Below are 17,704 nucleotides of genomic sequence, written 5' to 3'. Positions count from 1 at the left end.
AATGTCACTGCAGATTGTGACGGTATCGGACATGTCTGACAGGAGTGTCACAATTGCTTAAAAAATAAGCAATGAACTTTCAGCCCTTGCAGATCAAGCAGTTGTGCGACGGGGATGTGCTTGGAAGGATGTTATCCACAAAGTTGTCCAGCCAATTTGGGGGCAACTGTCTGTTTTTTCTTGTCCATTATTGCAGTGGGCTTGAGCTTGTTCAGTGTCTTTTTGACTGGTTAAAAAATAATCAAGTAAATTTATTTTTAATAAAAACAACAAGTTGATTTAGTTGTTGCTGATCTTTTGGTGATTTATCCACAGAATTGTCCAAGTTTTCTGGGGCCAAAAAAATCATGGCTCATCTGCGGTGATTAAAAAATGTGCAATCGTGGTGTGTGCTTGTAAAACAAGGGCTTAGCGTAGTTGTTGGCGACCATGCAAAGCTTGTCCACATGCTTGTGCCGTGCGGCGGGGGATAAATTGGGTGGCGGCTTGAGCGTGCGCTGCAGTCACCTGTGAGAAAGCATTTGGATTGGCAGGTGCGTACAGTGCCAACGTCAGGAGCAAGCAAATATTGAGCAAGGAGATTTTGATGCAAGCGTTGACGTTTGAAGGGCAAGTGGCCATTGTGACCGGAGCTGGTGGTGGGCTAGGGCGTGAGCACGCACTCGCACTGGCACGACGAGGAGCCAAGGTTTTGGTCAATGACTTGGGTGGAGCCGTTGATGGCTCAGGCGGCTCCGTATCTGCTGCCCAGACTGTGGTGGACGAGATCAAGGCCCTGGGAGGCGAGGCAATTGCCAACAGTGCATCTGTAACGGATCTTGCTGCCGTGCAGGCCATGGTGCAGCAAGCCATTGATGCTTGGGGGCGTGTGGATATCCTCGTCAACAATGCAGGCATCTTGCGTGACAAGAGCTTTGCGAAGATGGATATGGATGACTTTCGTCTGGTGGTCGAGGTGCACCTGATGGGAGCGGCCAACTGCTGCAAGGCTGTGTGGCCGCATATGCAGGCACAAAACTATGGCCGCATTGTGATGACCACCTCGTCCTCCGGTCTGTACGGCAACTTCGGACAGAGCAACTATGGCGCTGCCAAGATGGCACAGGTGGGCCTGATGCAGACCTTGTCCATTGAAGGTGCCAAGTACAACATCCATGTGAATGCTTTGGCACCCACAGCCGCGACGCGCATGACGGAGGGCCTGATGCCGGATGCCGTATTGGCTGCATTGAAGCCTGAGGCCGTGGTGCCCGCCATGCTGGTGCTGGCCCATGCAACAGCGCCCAATCGCACCATTCTGTGCGCAGGTGCAGGCAGCTTTGAGGCTGCACATATCACGCTGACGCAAGGTGTTTATGTGGGCATGGGAGAGGATGCGCCAGAGTTGCTTGCCCAGCAGCTGACTGCGGTCAGCAACCGGCAGGGCGAGCAAGTACCGCAAAGTGGGGCCGCGCAAGGGCAGATCGAGGTGGGGAAGGCGATGGCCGAGCGTTCAGCCTGTCTGATAGACGAGCATCTCTAGCTGTTACAAAGTCAGTGTGCAATCACGTGAGCGGGCGACACAGCCTGTACGTGGTTATGCACGGGGCTGGCACCAGATTTGCAAGCATGTCTCTATCATCACCTCGAATGAAAGAGGCATGCTAAGGTTGCCCCCGTTTTCTGACCGTAACACCCGACAAGAATGAATCCATCGCCCAAATCGTTCTCCCTTCCCGCTGCAGAGCGCCTGGCAGGCATACGCCGCGGTATAGAAAAAGAAGGTTTGCGCGTCTTGCCCAACGGTTATCTTGCGCTCACGCCGCACCCTGCAGCGCTGGGCTCGGCGCTGACTCATCCCTTCATCACCACCGATTACAGTGAGTCTCAGCTGGAATTGATCACCGGGGCGCGCTTAGGTGTTGAGGAGTGTTTGCAAGAGTTGCAAGAGGTGCACCAGTACACCTTGCGCAGCATGGCAGCCCTGGGTGAGGAGGCCATGTGGAACTGCAGCATGCCCTGCGGTTTGCCAACGGATGAAACCATTCCCCTTGGGCGCTACGGGGCCTCGCATTCTGGACGCTCCAAGAGTGTCTATCGCATGGGGCTGGGGCATCGCTATGGCCGCCGCATGCAAACCATCTCGGGCATTCACTACAACTGGTCACTGCCAGGAGTGACCAGCGAAGAATACTTTGCACTGATTCGCAACTTCCGTCGCCATGCCTTTGTGCTGCTGTATTTGTTCGGTGCTTCGCCTGCATTGAGCCCGTGCTTTGTGCAAGGACGCGAGCATCGTCTGCAACCATTGGGAGACAGGCAAAAGGCTTTGTACCTTCCCTATGCCACTTCGTTGCGCATGGGGCGTTTGGGTTATCAAAGTGATGCACAGTCATCCATCAATGTCAGCTATAACGGCCTGGAAGGTTATGCCAACTCGCTGCATCAGGCGCTGACACAGCCGTATCCCGCCTATGAACAACTCGGCATTCGAAATCCCGGCGGTGATTACAACCAGCTGGGCACCAGCTTGCTGCAGATTGAAAACGAGTTCTACGGCACTATTCGTCCCAAGCGCACAACCTACAGTGGCGAGCGTCCGCTGCATGCGCTGCGTGAACGGGGTGTGGAATACGTGGAAGTGCGGTTGATGGATATTGATCCTTTCGAGCCCCTGGGTATCAATGCAGCCACCATGCGCATGCTGGATGTATTTTTGCTGCACTGCCTGTTTCACGACAGCCCCAATGACTCGCCCGAAGAAATTGCACAGCTCAAGAACAATCAGCACTTGGTGGCGGAACGTGGCCGTGAGCCAGGGCTGAAACTGCAGCGCGGCTCTGAAGAACTGCTGCTCAGTGATTGGGCAAAGCAGGTTCTGAATGAGTGTGCGCCGTTTGCTGCTGCGCTTGATGCCACCCATGGCACACAGGACTACAGTGCTGCTTTGGCGCAGGCGCAAACCCGTGTGGCGCAGCCAGAAAGTACCCCTTCTGCGCGGGTGCTGGCGCAAATGCAAAGCATGCATGGCAACAGTTTCGCGCAGTTCGGTCTGGCGCAGTCGGATTGGGCACGCGAGCACTTGCTCAGCCTGCCATGGACCGATGCGCAGCAGACCCGATTTGCAGACATGGCAGACATTTCGGTGCAAAAGCAGCGAGAGATCGAAGCTGCCGATACAGGCACTTTTGAGGAATGGCGACTGCGCTATATGGATCCAGCAGCCTTGGGTTGACAGAGGCTTTCCGTTAACAGAGATCGTGATCGCGTCGGCTTTGTTCGCCCCGATATCGGTTGCTGCAGTTTACAGATAGAGATAGGGCCCGCTTGTGTGCAGCGTCTGATGCTTCAGCCATGTTTTGCAGCATGGCTGCAGAATGTCTTGGATTTGTCATTGTTCTGACATTTTGTAACATTAAATTGCAAACACCTTGAACGAAGTGGTTTGCTGTTTATGTCGCTACCTGTTCCTTTTCTTGCGCCAACGGTTGCAGTGGACGCGCCGTCATCATCTTCATCTGGCTTGCTGCGCAATTGGCCTGTAGCGGCCAAGATCGCAGTGGTGTTTGGTGGTTTGTTGCTGTGTGGCGTATTGGTGGCTGGAGGCTTGATTGCTTACCTGCAAAAAGTCGAGCGAGATGCAGTTGCCAGCTTGCAGTGGCACGACAGCGGTATCGGCCAGGTACGGCAATGGCAGGCGTTGACACAAAAAGGCGTAGAGACGGCCTTGGCCAGCGTTTTGTCATCCGAAGAGTCTGTGATTGCCGCATTTGCAAGTAAAGCCCGTGACTATCTTGAGCAAGCTCGCAACCTGGGCCAAGCCATGACACTGGATGGTGCACAAGGAGCTCAACTGCATGAGCTGGAAGCTGCGCTGGCCAAAAGCTACGCCGAGAGCTTTCGTGCGCGTGACCTGGGCATGGCATGGGAGGCTGAGCGGCTGGTCAAGGAATCGCTGCAGCCTGCCGCGCAGAGCTATCTGAATGCCCAGGATCTATGGCTGCAACAGCTGCAGCAAGATAGGCTGAATGCTCAGGAGACGGCAGCGCAGACGCGTCAGCAGGCGCAAATATGGGCCTTGGGCATTTATGCAGTGCTGCTTGTTGTGGGCGTGTGGATTTCTGTAGCGATTACACGTTCCATCACACAACCGCTGGCCCAGGCGGTGGCGCTGGCTGAGGCCATTGCACATGGCGATCTGACGGAGCAGGCAGCAGAGAGTCGCAAAGATGAGATGGGAAGTTTGCTGCGCGCCTTTGATCGCATGGGGCAACAGCTACATGGCGTAGTGGCACAGGTGCGCAGTGGCGTCGGTCATGTCACTCAAACGGCAAGTCGCTTGGCAAAAGGCAATACCGAACTGGCCGAGCGCACCCAGCACACCGATGCACAGCTGCAATTGGCAGTGACGGGGATAGAGCAAATCAGCCAGCAACTGGCTGATTCAGTGGCCAGCGCCGATCAGGCGCACCAGCTCTCGGCTTCCGCGGCACAATCTGCCAGAGATGGGGGGGCTGTGGTGCAGCACATGGTGCACAGCATGGACAGCTTGCGCTCCCAAAGTGCAGAAATTGCAGCCATCACCGGTGTGATTGATGGCATCGCTTTTCAAACGAATATTCTGGCACTCAATGCTGCCGTAGAAGCTGCGCGTGCCGGTGAGCAGGGGAGGGGATTTGCGGTAGTGGCAGCCGAGGTGCGTGCCTTGGCATTGCGCAGTGCTGAGGCAGCCCGTCAGATCAAGACATTGATAGGCAGCTCACTGGAGCAGATGGAAGCTGGCGCGGGGTTGGCGCAGGAGGCGGGCCAGCGCATGCAACGCATCGTGCAGGACGTCCAAAACGTGAGCAGTCTGGTGGGGACAATTACCCAAACAGCCCAGGAACAAAGCCTTGGCATAGCGCAATTGCACCACGCGATGGTGGCGCTTGATGGCATGACGCAAGATAACGCCCGTCTGGTGCAGGCCAGCAGTCATGCTGCTGAAAGTCTGCATGCTCAGGCGGGACACCTGGCGCAGCAAGTAGCGGTGTTCAAGCTGCAAGCCCTGCAAACCGAGATGGTTTAGCAGCCTTTTAAGAGGCTTATTGCCTGGTCTGCCGCTCTTTGTGGCGGCGCAGCGCATACTGGCCCATGAACGCCAGGCCCAACACCAGCGAGAACCAGGCCGGGATGCGCGCATGTTGAAACAGCTCACGGGTTTCACTGGCAGACATGAAGTGCGGGGCGATGATCAGGACCAGGCCAATCAGCACCAAAATCACGCCTCGTACCAGCATGTCGTTGTTCAAAGGATGTGGAGATGGTTTGGAGCGTTGCGAGGACATGACAGGACCGTTGTGACGAGATAACAGCTTGCGATTATCCTTGCGGCCCCAAGCTCCTGTTGAAAATAAGAAAGCACGCCCATGGCAATCCAATGGTTCCCCGGCCACATGAACTCCACACGCAAGCTCATTGAAGAGCGCGTGAAAGACATTGATGTGGTCATTGAGGTGCTGGATGCGCGTATTCCGGGCTCCAGTTTCAACCCCTTGTTGCAAGAGTTGACGGGGCACAAGCCGCGCATGAAATTGTTGAACAAGCAAGACGTGGCCGACCCGGAAAAAACCCAGCAATGGCTGGATTGGTACAACTCCCAGCCCGACACCCGCGCCATCGCGATGGATGCGGAAGAGATCGCCCCGGCACGACGCCTGGTGGAGACCTGCCGTCAGCTGGCGCCCAACCGCGGTGGTATGGCCAAACCCATGCGGGTGCTGATTTGTGGAGTGCCCAATGTAGGTAAATCCACATTGATCAACACGATGAGTGGCAAGAAGCAGGCCAAAGCAGCCGATGAGGCGGGTGTGACCAAGGATGAGCAGCGCATTGTGCTGGACCATGACTTCTATCTCTGGGATACCCCAGGCATGCTGTGGCCACGCATCTCGATTGAGCAAAGCGGCTTCAACCTTGCGGCTTCCGGCTCGGTTGGGCGCAATGCCTATGACGAAGAGTTGGTGGCCCTGGAGTTGCTGCTGATTCTGCAAAAGCACTATCCCCAGAATCTGGAGGATCGCTTCAAACTGGGCCTGGGTGTGGCAAAGATTCAGGCGTTGCACGATGATGAGTTGCTCGATGCCATTGGCCGCAAACGTGGCTGCGTGATGAGCGGTGGAAGGGTAAACACACAAAAGGCTGCTGAAATTGTGATTACCGACTACCGTACACATATGCTGGGACGTATCACGCTGGAAACACCTGAAGAGTTTGAGCAATGGGCTGCCGCAGCGGCCATAGCCGATGCAGAGCGCCTGGCGCGCAAAGAGGCAATCGCAGCAGCCAAAAAAAAGGGTGTGAAGCGCTGGTAATTGCGCTTTCAGCCTACGTGAAAAGGCATTGCGCCGTGACACGCTGGCGGGAACATTTTTTTGCACCCTGCTATGGCTGCCTCACCTATTGCTGCTCCTCTTGTGAAAGGGACGTTTTTCAGCGGCCCTTTTTTGACCAATAAAAGTGCCATCTGGGCGCTTTTGCTGATGTCAGCGATGTTGCTTGCCGCTGTATGGGTGCGTGGCACGGCGGGAATGGCTTTGATGATGCTGGTATTGACAGCATTGCTGGCAGGGGTGGTTTGTTTATGGCGAGGATCCATGCTGCATGTACGCCATTCGGATCAGGCCGCGTTGGCAGGAACAGAATTGGTGTTCTCAGCCATAGAGCAAAGCCCTGAGAGCATGGTGGTCGTGGATTTTGATGGCCACTTGCTCTATGCCAATCGCACATTTTTGGAGCGTACCGGCTATAGCTTGCCTGAAGTGCTGGGCAAGCCTGCGCGTCAGATATCTTCCACAGGCATGAGCGAAGAGCAACGTCTGCAAATGCGTGCAGTAGCCATGGGCGGCGGGGTGTGGCGCAGTGTGATGGTCAATCGTCGCAAAGATGGCTCAGAGATGCAGGAAGGCGTAAGCATTTCTTCGTTGATGGGGGCTGATGGCTCCATACAAGGCTTTGTGGAGCTCAAACAGGACATTACAGAGCTGTTGCAATCCCGGGGCCGTTTGAGTCAGATGCTCAATTTTGATGCGCTGACATTGCTTCCCAATCGCTGGGCGTTGTCGCAGCACCTCGATGAGATGATCAAGTCTGAACAAGGCTTTCCGCATGAACCTGAGCACTGGCATGCGCTGCTGTTGTTTGATATGGACAAGTTCTCCAAATTCAACGCGGGCAGAGGCCTGGAGTGGGGTGATGCACTGTTGCGTGCAGTGGGCAAAAGGCTGCAAAGCCTGGTCCCGAAAACTGCTTGGGTAGCACGTACTTCGGGCAACGAGTTTGCGGTGGTCTTGCAAGATGCTGCGAGAAGCCGCGTGGATGCACGCATGATGGCCTATGCACTGGCTACAGAGTTACAGCGTGGCTTGCGCCATGTGGTATTGGCCCGCGAGGAAATGGAGGCAGTGCAACTGGCGTTCAGTGTTGGAATCACTGTGTTTCCTTTCACCGAGCCAGCGCGTAAAAGGGATTCAGAAGATCATATCTACCGTAGAGCCACGTTAGCGTTGTACCAGGCCAAAGCGCAGGGCGTTGGGCAGGTGCATATGTTTTATGAAGCCCTGGAGCAAAGCAGCCAGCGTAAGCTGGCAATTGAAAAAGGTCTGTACGAAGCGCTTGCACACGACCATTTACGCATTTTTGTACAAAAACAGGTTGATATTGCAGGCAAGGTGCGGGGCGTTGAGGCCTTGTTGCGCTGGCAGCCTCCTGGGGAGGCCATGGTCTCGCCGGGCACATTCATTCCCATAGCGGAAGATTCTCAGTTGATAGTGCAACTGGGCGACTGGATGCTGCGTCAGGCAGTCGAGTTGCTGACACATCCTCTGGTGAGAGGGGCACAGATGTCTGTGGCCGTCAATATCAGTGCAAGGCAGTTTGTCCAGGCAGATTTTGTCGACAAAGTTACCAACTTACTCCGAGGTAAATATCTGGGTCAGGGGCGGCTGGTTCTGGAGGTGACGGAGAGTATGGTGTTCACCAATGTGAATGAGGCGGTTCAGAAAATGACGCGTCTCAATGGCCTGGGAGTGCAGTGTGCACTGGATGATTTTGGTACAGGATACTCATCGCTTTCGTATCTCAACCGCTTGCCTATCCAGGAGATCAAGATCGATCAATCGTTCATTCACAACCTTGAGCCCGACGCCAACAGCGGCACCTTGGTGCAGGCACTGTTGATGGTGGCCAAGAGCATGCATTTGCGGGTTGTGGCTGAAGGTGTGGAGACGGAAGATCAGGCGGCCATCTTGCGTGCCTGGTACCCTGCGATTCTGTGTCAGGGATATTTGTACAGTCGCCCCATGCCGGTCCAGGAGTGGCTGGAGCAACTGTCCCATGAATCGCTTACTCCGCCTTGATGCCTGCTTGCTCGATCACCACGCCATTGAGTGCATAGTCCTTGCGCACTGCTGCCGCAAAGTCTGATTGAGAAGTGGCTCTTGGCACATTGTCCAGCTTGCGCAGGCGCTGCTGCATGTCCTGACCTAACAAGATGCGGTTGACTTCTGTGTGAAAGCGCTTCACTACAGCGGCATCCGTGGTGTGCGGTGCATAAAACCCAAACAAAGAAGTCTGATTGGCTTTGTCAAAGCCCAGCTCACCCAGTGTGGGAATGTCTTTGAAACTGGCTACGCGCTGTGGCCCGGTGGTGGCCAGCACGCGCAGCTTGCCCTGATCAATCAGCGCATTGATCGGGGCAAAAGGGTTGGCCAGCAACACGTCAAATTGAGCACCTGCGGCATCGGTGATCAGTTGGCTGCCGCCTTTATATGGCACATGTACAAACTTGCCGCCTGTGGCTCGTATGAGTTGTTCCACCATGATGTGAGCCAGCGTGCCGTAGCCTGATGTGGCTACGCTCACCCCTTTGCTGGTTCTGGCCTGGGTCAATAGATCGGCAAAGTTGCGGCCCTGAAAGGCGGCGGTGGCGAGCACATAGACAGGCGCATACATCACGCTGGCCACCGGAATGATGTCTTGCAAGGGGTCGTAGGCCACTTTCATCAGGTAGGGGTTGAGCGTCAGGGGGCTGATGGCTGCAAATGCAAAGGTATGCTGATCATCGGCCTTGGCAAGTTCGGCCATGCCGATGGTGGCACCCGCTCCAGGCTTGTTTTCCACAATCAAAGGCTGGCCCAGACTTTGGCCCATGATGCCGCCAAACATGCGTGCCACCACATCATTCACACCACCTGCAGGATAGGGCACGATCATGCGAATGGGTTTGCTGGGCCAAGGCTTGTCAGCGGCTGCGCCTATGCTGGGCAAGCCTGCAGCAGCCAAGCCAGCGCTTACTAGCAACACGCTGCGACGGCTGAGTTGGTGGCGGTTTGCGATGCTCATGATGTCTATTCCCAATAAAAAACCGCGCCAGGGCGCGGTTCGTTCTGATGCAACAAGTGTTTAACGCGGTTGCTCGAACCAGCGGCGAGCCAGTCGATCCCAGAAGCGTGAACCCAGGTCGATATTGTCGTCGTTGAAATCGTAGCCTGGGTTGTGCAGGCCAATGCCTGGCTGGCCATTGGGGCCGTTGCCAATCCAGCCATAAGCACCGGGTACTTCTTCCAGCATGAAGCCAAAGTCTTCTGCTGTCATGGCTGGATCAATGTCCGGGAAGGCATTGTCTTTACCGACCATTTCCTGCATGACTTCACCCATGAAGCGTGCTTCATTTGCCGTGTTGGTGGTGTTGGGATAACCGGGCTTGTGGATATAGGTGGCTTCACACAGGTGAGCCGCAGCCACATTGCTGGAGACCCGCTTGAGACCCTCAATCATGTATTCCTGTGTGGACTTCTTGAGCGTGCGCACAGTGCCGTAAATGGAGCATTCATCAGGGATGATGTTTTCCACGGTGCCGCCTTCAATCTTGCCGATAGTCAACACGGCGCAGTCAAGAGGGTCAACGCCCCGCGAAACCAGGGTCTGCAGCTGGCTGACAATGGCGCAGGCAACGGGGATGGGGTCCAGCGTCTTGTGGGGCATGGCCGCATGGCCGCCCTTGCCGCGCACCTTGATCTCGAAGCGCATGGTGGATGCCATGATGGGGCCCACGCGCACGGCCATCTGGCCTTGGGGCAGCGAGGGCCAGTTATGCAGCGCAAATACTGCGTCACACGGGAAGAGCTTGAACAGGCCGTCATCCATCATGGCCTTGGCACCAGCGCCACCTTCTTCAGCTGGCTGAAAAATCAGGTGAACCGTGCCACCGAAAGCAGGGTTTCTGGCCAGCAATGTGGCTGCACCCAGCAGCATGGTGGTGTGTCCATCGTGGCCGCAAGCGTGCATCTTGCCGGGGACGCAGCTGGCATGGGGCACGCCGGTCATCTCGGTCACAGGCAGTGCATCCATGTCGGCACGGATACCGATGGTGCGGCCAGGATTGTCTTTGGAGCGGCCTTGGCCGTAGATGGTGGCAACAACGCCGGTTTTGCCTAGACCACGGTGCACAGGAAGGCCCAGTGCTTGCAAAAACGCCGCAACCTTGTCGGCAGTACGATGTTCTTCATAGCGCAGCTCAGGGTTCGCATGCATGTCATGACGGAAGCTGAGCAGTTGTCCCAAATAAGGGGTGATGTCGTTGACGGTATTCATCAGTTTGGGTGGCTGGCACAGCTTCGTGCACCAGTCACTGATATATGGATGAAACCATTATGTGACGAGCCTGCGAAACTGTCTGCGGGTTGGGAATGTAATCATCAAGGAGGGAGGTATTGTTTAATTGGTGATTTTTTAAATTAAGTCATTGATTTATTTGAAATTTTCAAATATTTTTGTGTCTTGTTTCGCATGAGGTGGTGAAATCGAATCATTCCAAACTTGCATTAATCGCCTTGTTGGTTTTTTTCTTCATTGCCTTTCGCATCACTTCGTCCTAGCAGGACAGGAACCAAGCGCAGGATGCCAAATGCCAGCAAGGCACTGAGCACGGCGGTTGCCTCTTCTCCCAGACCGGCTGCCACTCCAATGGCTGCCGTCAGCCAGATGCCTGCGGCTGTAGTCAGACCTTTGACTTGCGGCAGTGCCCCAACATCGGAGTTTTCTTTCAAAATTGTGCCGGCACCCAGAAAGCCGACACCTGCAATCACTCCCTGCATGACGCGGCTGGCCTCATTAGCCTGAGCGCCTGTCTGAAGTGCAATCATCACAAACATGGCTGAGCCCATGCACACCAGCATATGCGTGCGAACGCCTGCCGCTTTGCCCGTGGCCTCCCGCTCCCAGCCCAGCAAGCCGCCGAGCAGGGCCGCCAGAGTCAGGCGCATGACGATGCGCGTGGCCTGCCCAGGGTCTGGAACATCGGAAAATTCTGCCATGGCGACTGCCGCCACCTCTTGCCACCATTGCATGGGTGCTGCTCCTGCGTGTGGAATATGTCCATCATGGTGCGCTGCTGAGGCTCTAGATGCTGTTTTTGTCTGCCGCAAATGCGTGTCATCTTGCACCTACGTCGTGTGAGTTGGACGCTACGCGGTGAAAATAGGGGCAACATGAAAAATACCATCCTCCCATTGCAATTGTTTGTGCAAGCTTCTTTGGAAGACGTTCGCCCCTTGATCCTCTACCACGGACGCCGCTGCCCGGACGGTTTTGGCGCTGCCTTGGCCGCCTGGCTGTTCTACGGTGACAAGGCAGAGTACCGTGGCTTGGATCACGGAGAAATTCAGACTGCTGCTGATCTGGGCGAGGACTTGCAAGGCCGTGCCGTATACGTGGTGGACTTTGCGTTTGAGCCTGTGCTGATGGCGGAGATTGAGTCCAAGGTCAGCAAGTTGGTGGTTTTGGACCATCACAAGAGTGCGGCGGAAAAGCTGACGGGTTACCAATGCCAGTGCGGTGTGGTGCACTTTGACATGAACAAGTCAGGTGCCAGGCTGGCTTGGGAATTCTTTCATCCCGAAAAACCCGTGCCGGGTCTGATCAAGTACATCGAAGACCGCGATATCTGGAAGTGGGAGTTTGCAGAAAGTGCTCCGTTTTTGGCAGCTCTGGACATGGAGGTGCGCAGCTTTGAGCGTTGGGCAGAAATTGCTGCCTTTACGCCGGAGCAAGAGGCTGCTTTCATGGCGCGTGGTGGTGCCATGGATGAAAAGTTCAAAAGCTTGTGTGAAGACATCGCCTCAGGCGCGCAGGTGCTGACCTTCAATGGCTTCCAGGGGCTGATGGTCAACTGCCCGGGTGTATTCCACAGCCAGGTGGGTGATCTGCTTTCGCGCCAAAGCGGCAGCTTTGCGTTGATGTGGCACGCCAACCCCAAAGGCACCAAGGTGGGGCTGCGTTCGCGCTCGGAGTTCAACTGTATTCCGTTGGCAGAAAGCTTTGGCGGTGGTGGCCATGCGCAGGCATGTGGTTTCAGGATGGACAATGATCGCCTGCTGGACCTGCTCAAGGGAGAGCTGAAAGCTGACCGTGAAGCTGATTACGTTCTCGTGCCTGCGCCGTTGCTCGAGTTCGATGAAGAAGGCAAGTGGGTCAAGCCCAAGAAGTGATCGGCCAGTGCTGCCCTCATGCAGTCATGGATTGCTGCATGGATGGTGGAACAAGAGGACTTCAGCTACTTGGTATCTGAAGTCCTTTTTTCTTTCAACGCAGGAAATCCTGTCAGACCGGCTTGGGGGGCAAGGTGATGCCACAGCTTTCGGGCAAGCCGCGTAGCAATGCCTGCCAGCCGTTGATACGAAGCAACTGCTGCCACTGTTGAACCTCTGGGACATGGTTCAATTGGCGCCAGTCTGCGCAAAAGTGCATGCGCTCGCCAGTGCGTGGGTGGGGCAATTGCAGCGCATGCGCGTGTAGCCACAGGCGGTGCAGCCCGATCCGCTCGGCCCACCAGCGGTTCAACGGGCCTTTGCCATGTGTGGCATCGCCAATGATGGGGTGCGACTCGTGCTTGAGGTGACGTCGGATCTGGTGGCGACGGCCTGTTTTGGGGAAGGCCTCCACCAGCGATAAACGGGTGCTTGCATGGCGCTTGTCATAGGCTTCAGGCCATTCCAGGTGTGCCAGGCAGCGCAGCGTGGTTTGCGCAGGCTGGGCGGGGGCGTCCTCGGGCGCATCGTCGGGCTTGAGTGCGTAGTCCACCTCCACCTCATCGGGCAGCCACCCACGCGCCAGGGCCAGATAGTGCTTATGGGCGGTGTGTTCCACAAAGCATGCGGCCAGCTTTTGGCAGCTTTCCTTGTTCAGCGCAAATACCAGCACCCCGCAGGTGCCTTGATCGAGGCGGTGCACCGGCCAGACATGGCGGCCAATTTGATCGCGCAAGGTTTGCAGCACAAAGCGTGTTTCATGGCGCGCTATGGCGGTGCGGTGCACCAGCCAGCCCGCAGGCTTGTAGACCACCACCATGTCTTCGTCTTGCCAAAGAATCTCCAGCGGATGTGTGTAGCAGGGGCGTTCGGCGGCGTCGGTCATGGTTGGGAAGAAATGCGCAAAGCGGGCAAGTGTAGGCGTTTAGGATAAAGCTTGTGATTGTGTGCAGACATGTACAGGGGTGGAGCCAGCGGCGCTGCGCAATTAAGCGGGTGTGTTGCAGTAGATCTGCAAATGCTTGTCTTTGCTTCAGACGGCGGGTGGATAAAAGAAGATAGCCAGGTGGGGCCAACTGATGTGTCAGCAAGACTTGGCTGGGTCAGCTTATAACTTGCTGCTTGCGGGGCAAGTTCAAGGGCGGCGTTGCTGGCGTGCATGTGGATAAGCAAATACGTGCACGAAGTAATGAGGATTTCACCGAGAATCACCTGTTTGGTGCATGCTTGCATCTTTTTGGCGCAGTGTGGGGTCAAGGCGCACAGATAAATCTAGAAAGTTGGGATGGGATGTTTCAGGGCGTAGCAGCTTCAATCGTGGCCTCATGCATTTTTGGAGCCATCTACTATTTGGCGCCGCTGCTGCAACCGCTGACTGGAGAGCAAATCTTTGGCTGGCGCATGCTGATGACCATCCCTTTCACTACGGCATGGCTGCTTTACAGCGGCCAAGGTGCGGCGGTATGGACCTTGTTGCAGCGTGTATCCAGAAACTGGCCTTTGGCGTTGATGCTGCTGCTGTCTTCTTCTCTGGCGGGTGTTCAGTTGTGGCTGTTTATGTGGGCACCCTTGCACGGACATGCTTTGCCGGTATCACTGGGTTATTTCCTGTTGCCCTTGGCCATGGTGTTGGCGGGGCGCTTGGTGTTCAAAGAGCGTTTGACACTGTGGCAAACCGGCGCAACAGCCTTGGCTGCATGTGGCATGGTGTGGGAGATCTGGCGCGCAGGGGGATTGGCTTGGTCGACCTGGGTTGTGGTGATCGGCTATCCCGCGTACTTTGTACTGCGCCGTGTATTGAAAACCAATAGTTTGGCAGGCCATTGGCTGGATGTGGTGTTGATGTTGCCGGTGTGCGCATGGTTTGCCTGGGGCGATGCCTCTGCAGCCTTTACGGGCTGGCAGGCGGTGCAAAGCACTTCAGTGCTGCAGTGGATGGTGCCTTTGCTTGGTGTAATCAGTGCGGTGGCGTTGGCTTTGTATATGACGGCCAGTCGTTTGCTGCCGCTGGGCTTGTTTGGCTTGCTGTCTTATGTAGAGCCCATGCTGCTGGTGCTGGCTGCATTGTTGATGGGCGAGCGAATTCAAGTAGGCCAGGAGCCCATGTACGTCTTGATTGGCGCAGCAGTGGCCTTGCTGGCGCTGGAGGGCGCTTTGCAACTGCGCCGCTCCGCTGATGCCAGCAGCACCAGCAAGACCAAATAAAGAAATGAGTGGCAACGGTATTTCATCGGTTGCCTAGATGTTTGATTTGAAAGGAAGTTTGCTCATGGAAACAACAGCAGCCAACCCTATCCGCATTGGCGTGGTGGGCTATGGAAATTTGGGTCGTGGCGTGGAGAACGCAGTTGCCAAGAACCCTGACATGATGGTCGCAGGCATTTACACCCGCCGCGATCCCAGTCAACTCAAACCTGTGTTTGAAGGCACTCCCGTGTTCTCAATGGCAGATCTGGAGCAACACGCAGACCGTGTGGATGTGCTGGTGCTGTGTGGTGGCTCCAAGGATGACTTGCCTCTTCAGTCGCCCGCGTTGGCGGCAAAGTTCTGCATTGTGGACAGCTTTGATACCCACGCCCGAGTGCCTGAGCACTTTGCTGCCGTTGATGCAGCGGCCATGGGGGGCAAAACCACGGCCTTGATTTCTGCAGGCTGGGATCCCGGCATGTTCTCCATCAACCGTGTCATGGGCGAAGCTTTGCTGCCTGATGGTGCCACCTATACCTTCTGGGGCAAGGGTTTGAGCCAGGGGCACTCCGACGCGATTCGCCGCATTCCAGGCGTGGCTGGTGGCGTGCAGTACACCATCCCCGTAGAAGCTGCTGTGGACGCTGTGCGCAGTGGCACACGTCCTGCTCTGAGCACACGCCAAAAGCACGAGCGCCACTGCTATGTGGTATTGACCGAAGGTGCAGATGCCGAAGCCGTGCGCCAAGCCATTGTGACCATGCCGCACTACTTTGATGAGTACGACACCACGGTCAACTTCATCTCGGCACAGGAGCTGCAACAAAACCACAGCGCCATGCCCCACGGCGGTTTTGTGATCCGCAGCGGCAACACTTCGGGTGAGAACAAGCAGGTGATCGAGTACCGCTTGCAACTCGACAGCAACCCTGAGTTCACTTCCAGCGTGCTGGTAGCTTATGCGCGTGCCGTGCATCGCATGCAGCAATGGGGTATGACCGGTGCGAAGACGGTGTTCGATGTGGCGCCAGGCTGGTTGTCTGCCAAGAGCCCTGAACAATTGCGCAAGGAAGCACTGTAAAAACGCTGACTGTTGCAGTGGATGGAAAAAGCCCCGCGGATGAACGTCAGCGGGGCTTTTTCATGCCGATGTGGCACGGATTGGGAACTGGGCCTCAGGTGTGCTGGAACTAGTGAGCACGCAGACCTTGCTGGCATTTTTTTGCCAGAGCCAGCAAGTAGCCCTCGGCAAAAAATACATCGTGGTAGCTGTCCGTTTCAAACAAACGCAGTGGCTTCTGGTCATGTCCGTACACCAGCTGGCCGCCGCGATGCATGAGGGCGTAATAGTTTTTGCTTGCTTTGTCATGCTGCAAGGTGAACGTGGCACCTTGCAGGTGCAGGGGGTAACTTTCATCGGCACTTTTATCGATGACGTGGACCGTGCAAGCATCGTTGGGATCTAGGAACTCCCAGTCATCACCAATCACTGCAATATGCGCCAATTGACTCAAGGCATCGGCAATTTCGTTGGGCGTCGCAGTTTCTACATTGATTGAAGTGTCAGTTTCAGGATAGCCATTCAGACGCGTAAGAAAGTCTCCGCACCCGGCAAGTGCGAAGACCAAGGTAAGGAGTGGCAGATAACGTATCACGGTATGAAGCAAACAGTTGCAATGTGCACAGGTGTTGGTGCTGAGCTGTGTGCAAAGGTTGCATCAATTTTGAAGTGCGCCAGCATCTTCCAGACGATCCACGTCGCGCAAGGGCTTGAACAGTTGCATCCACACGCCGACGACGCCCAATGTGCAAACGCTGCCCACAATCGCGGCAGGCACTGTGCTCAACGCCGCGGCCATGGCACCGGCCCGGAATTCACCGAGCTCGTTGCTGGAGCTGATGAACAGCATGTTCACGGCATTCACACGTCCGCGCATGGAGTCGGGCGTTGAAAATTGCACCAGGGCCGAGCGAATGTAGACGCTCACCATATCGGCGGCACCGGCAATGGCTAGCATGGTCATAGACAGCCAGAACCAGTGCGACAGCGCAAATACCAGATTGGCCAAGCCAAAAACCGCGACAGCTCCAAACATCACTTTGCCAACGTGCCGCTGGATAGGTCTGACGCTGAGCCACAAGCCCATCGCCACCTCACCACCTGCCATGGCCGAGCGCAGCAAACCCAGTCCTTCAGGGCCGGTGTGCAGCACCTCTTTGGCATAAACAGGCAACAAGGCAACGACGCCTCCAAGCAGCACTGCAAACAAATCCAGCGAGATGGTTCCCAGCACAATCGGGCGGCTGCCGATAAAGCGAAAGCCATCGGCAGCGCGTTGCCACATTGTGCCTTGCAGCTCCTGGCGGGGCGCTGCGTATTTCACCGGCACTTGCCACAGCAGGAGCACGGCCAGGCTCAATGCCACGGCACAAACCGCGTATGTGAGTTCTCCACCACCGAGGCCAAACAGCACGCCACCAAGTACAGGCGAGGCAATAGCAGCACTGCGCATCAACATGCTGTTCGTGGCCAAAGCCTGCGCCAGCTGCTCACGCGGCACAATTTGTGGCAGCAGGCTCTGCATGGCCGGTCCTGTGAAAGCACGGCTGCAACCAAACAGCACCAGCACTGCATAGATGCCACCCACACCGTGTTCACCCAAGGTGCTCAGCCACCACAGCAGCGCAGCGCATGCAGCAGCCACACTCCAGCTTGAGGCCAGAATGTGCTTGCGGCTGATGCGGTCTGCCAGATCTCCTGCCGGGATCAGCAGCAGCAACATCGGCAGAAACTGTGCCAGCCCCACGTATGCCAAAGAGATAGGGGTGCGAGTGATTTCATAGACCTGCCATGCGACCACCACTGCCTGCATTTGCTGGGCAAAAACACCCAGCATGCGGGCGGTCAGGAAGGAGGCAAAAGCAGGGTCACGCCACACTGCGTTGCGAACGGGAAGGGAACTCGACACAGC

The 17,704-nt window shown here is 56.0% G+C and carries 15 protein-coding genes; 8 read left to right on the top strand and 7 right to left on the bottom strand.

What is annotated here, in order from left to right; genetic code table 11:
* Positions 1 to 586: 586 nt before the first annotated feature.
* The 3 genes from QEP11_RS00160 to QEP11_RS00150 all read left to right on the top strand — a co-directional run bounded on the left by QEP11_RS00160 (position 587) and on the right by QEP11_RS00150 (position 5,047).
* A complete protein-coding gene (locus QEP11_RS00160; RefSeq protein WP_284334528.1) occupies positions 587 to 1,522 on the top strand; it encodes an SDR family oxidoreductase in 936 nt (311 codons plus the stop codon).
* A gap of 162 nt (positions 1,523 to 1,684) precedes the next feature.
* Positions 1,685 to 3,214 (top strand): glutamate--cysteine ligase, encoded by a 1,530-nt coding sequence (gene gshA, locus QEP11_RS00155; RefSeq protein ID WP_284334527.1) that lies wholly within the window; start codon positions 1,685 to 1,687, stop codon positions 3,212 to 3,214.
* A gap of 219 nt (positions 3,215 to 3,433) precedes the next feature.
* Positions 3,434 to 5,047: a methyl-accepting chemotaxis protein gene (locus QEP11_RS00150; protein ID WP_284334525.1), complete on the top strand. Its 1,614-nt coding sequence runs from the start codon at positions 3,434 to 3,436 to the stop codon at positions 5,045 to 5,047.
* A gap of 16 nt (positions 5,048 to 5,063) precedes the next feature.
* On the opposite strand, the gene QEP11_RS00145 is transcribed toward QEP11_RS00150, so the two are convergent.
* Entirely contained in the window at positions 5,064 to 5,306 is a 243-nt protein-coding gene (locus QEP11_RS00145) for a hypothetical protein (protein ID WP_284334524.1), read from the bottom strand.
* 81 nt (positions 5,307 to 5,387) lie between these two features.
* Between QEP11_RS00145 and ylqF the strand changes: the two genes are divergently transcribed.
* Positions 5,388 to 6,332: a ribosome biogenesis GTPase YlqF gene (gene ylqF, locus QEP11_RS00140; protein ID WP_284334523.1), complete on the top strand. Its 945-nt coding sequence runs from the start codon at positions 5,388 to 5,390 to the stop codon at positions 6,330 to 6,332.
* A gap of 72 nt (positions 6,333 to 6,404) precedes the next feature.
* Positions 6,405 to 8,375 (top strand): putative bifunctional diguanylate cyclase/phosphodiesterase, encoded by a 1,971-nt coding sequence (locus QEP11_RS00135; protein ID WP_284334522.1) that lies wholly within the window; start codon positions 6,405 to 6,407, stop codon positions 8,373 to 8,375.
* Here the strand turns inward: QEP11_RS00135 and QEP11_RS00130 are convergent.
* The 3 genes from QEP11_RS00130 to QEP11_RS00120 all read right to left on the bottom strand — a co-directional run bounded on the left by QEP11_RS00130 (position 8,362) and on the right by QEP11_RS00120 (position 11,366).
* A complete protein-coding gene (locus QEP11_RS00130; protein ID WP_284334521.1) occupies positions 8,362 to 9,360 on the bottom strand; it encodes a Bug family tripartite tricarboxylate transporter substrate binding protein in 999 nt (332 codons plus the stop codon). The two genes, QEP11_RS00135 and QEP11_RS00130, sit on opposite strands and share 14 nt — an antisense overlap.
* A gap of 60 nt (positions 9,361 to 9,420) precedes the next feature.
* Positions 9,421 to 10,611 (bottom strand): M20 aminoacylase family protein, encoded by a 1,191-nt coding sequence (locus QEP11_RS00125; protein WP_284334520.1) that lies wholly within the window; start codon positions 10,609 to 10,611, stop codon positions 9,421 to 9,423.
* Positions 10,612 to 10,841: 230 nt separating this feature from the next.
* Positions 10,842 to 11,366, bottom strand: a complete 525-nt coding sequence (locus QEP11_RS00120) for an MgtC/SapB family protein (RefSeq protein WP_284334519.1) — start codon at positions 11,364 to 11,366, stop codon at positions 10,842 to 10,844.
* A gap of 141 nt (positions 11,367 to 11,507) precedes the next feature.
* Here QEP11_RS00120 and QEP11_RS00115 point away from each other — a divergent pair, with 141 nt between their 5' ends.
* Complete coding sequence (locus tag QEP11_RS00115) at positions 11,508 to 12,506, top strand: DHH family phosphoesterase (RefSeq protein WP_284334518.1); 999 nt, start codon at positions 11,508 to 11,510, stop codon at positions 12,504 to 12,506.
* A 112-nt stretch (positions 12,507 to 12,618) separates the two neighbouring features.
* Here the strand turns inward: QEP11_RS00115 and QEP11_RS00110 are convergent, their stop codons facing one another.
* Positions 12,619 to 13,431 carry a pseudouridine synthase gene (locus QEP11_RS00110; protein WP_284334516.1) on the bottom strand — a complete coding sequence of 271 codons (813 nt, stop codon included), beginning with the start codon at positions 13,429 to 13,431 and terminating at the stop codon, positions 12,619 to 12,621.
* A gap of 404 nt (positions 13,432 to 13,835) precedes the next feature.
* On the opposite strand from QEP11_RS00110, the gene rarD reads away from it, so the two are divergent.
* Entirely contained in the window at positions 13,836 to 14,750 is a 915-nt protein-coding gene (rarD, locus tag QEP11_RS00105; RefSeq protein WP_284334515.1) for an EamA family transporter RarD, read from the top strand.
* Between the two features lie 64 nt (positions 14,751 to 14,814).
* Complete coding sequence (locus QEP11_RS00100; RefSeq protein ID WP_284334514.1) at positions 14,815 to 15,813, top strand: diaminopimelate dehydrogenase; 999 nt, start codon at positions 14,815 to 14,817, stop codon at positions 15,811 to 15,813.
* Positions 15,814 to 15,922: 109 nt separating this feature from the next.
* Here QEP11_RS00100 and QEP11_RS00095 read toward each other — a convergent pair whose 3' ends face one another.
* The gene (locus QEP11_RS00095) at positions 15,923 to 16,360 is read right to left on the bottom strand and encodes a hypothetical protein (protein WP_284334513.1); all 438 of its coding nucleotides are present in this window, start codon (positions 16,358 to 16,360) and stop codon (positions 15,923 to 15,925) included.
* 90 nt (positions 16,361 to 16,450) lie between these two features.
* Positions 16,451 to 17,701, bottom strand: a complete 1,251-nt coding sequence (locus QEP11_RS00090) for an MFS transporter (protein ID WP_284334512.1) — start codon at positions 17,699 to 17,701, stop codon at positions 16,451 to 16,453.
* Positions 17,702 to 17,704: the final 3 nt, after the last annotated feature.

The organism is Comamonas halotolerans, from assembly GCF_030162935.1.
Classification (GTDB): Bacteria; Pseudomonadota; Gammaproteobacteria; order Burkholderiales; family Burkholderiaceae_C; genus Comamonas; species Comamonas halotolerans.
Note: the sequence above shows the minus strand (reverse complement) of the source record. Positions and strands in the feature narration are given on the sequence as shown.

Excerpts from the sequence above, each read along its gene's own strand:
- QEP11_RS00160 (WP_284334528.1), top strand. The coding sequence starts at position 587 with ATGCAAGCGTTGACGTTTGAAGGGCAAGTGGCCATTGTGACCGGAGCT.
- gshA (WP_284334527.1), top strand. The coding sequence starts at position 1,685 with ATGAATCCATCGCCCAAATCGTTCTCCCTTCCCGCTGCAGAGCGCCTG.
- QEP11_RS00150 (WP_284334525.1), top strand. The coding sequence starts at position 3,434 with ATGTCGCTACCTGTTCCTTTTCTTGCGCCAACGGTTGCAGTGGACGCG.
- QEP11_RS00145 (WP_284334524.1), bottom strand. The coding sequence starts at position 5,306 with ATGTCCTCGCAACGCTCCAAACCATCTCCACATCCTTTGAACAACGAC.
- ylqF (WP_284334523.1), top strand. The coding sequence starts at position 5,388 with ATGGCAATCCAATGGTTCCCCGGCCACATGAACTCCACACGCAAGCTC.
- QEP11_RS00135 (WP_284334522.1), top strand. The coding sequence starts at position 6,405 with ATGGCTGCCTCACCTATTGCTGCTCCTCTTGTGAAAGGGACGTTTTTC.
- QEP11_RS00130 (WP_284334521.1), bottom strand. The coding sequence starts at position 9,360 with ATGAGCATCGCAAACCGCCACCAACTCAGCCGTCGCAGCGTGTTGCTA.
- QEP11_RS00125 (WP_284334520.1), bottom strand. The coding sequence starts at position 10,611 with ATGAATACCGTCAACGACATCACCCCTTATTTGGGACAACTGCTCAGC.
- QEP11_RS00120 (WP_284334519.1), bottom strand. The coding sequence starts at position 11,366 with ATGCAATGGTGGCAAGAGGTGGCGGCAGTCGCCATGGCAGAATTTTCC.
- QEP11_RS00115 (WP_284334518.1), top strand. The coding sequence starts at position 11,508 with ATGAAAAATACCATCCTCCCATTGCAATTGTTTGTGCAAGCTTCTTTG.
- QEP11_RS00110 (WP_284334516.1), bottom strand. The coding sequence starts at position 13,431 with ATGACCGACGCCGCCGAACGCCCCTGCTACACACATCCGCTGGAGATT.
- rarD (WP_284334515.1), top strand. The coding sequence starts at position 13,836 with ATGTTTCAGGGCGTAGCAGCTTCAATCGTGGCCTCATGCATTTTTGGA.
- QEP11_RS00100 (WP_284334514.1), top strand. The coding sequence starts at position 14,815 with ATGGAAACAACAGCAGCCAACCCTATCCGCATTGGCGTGGTGGGCTAT.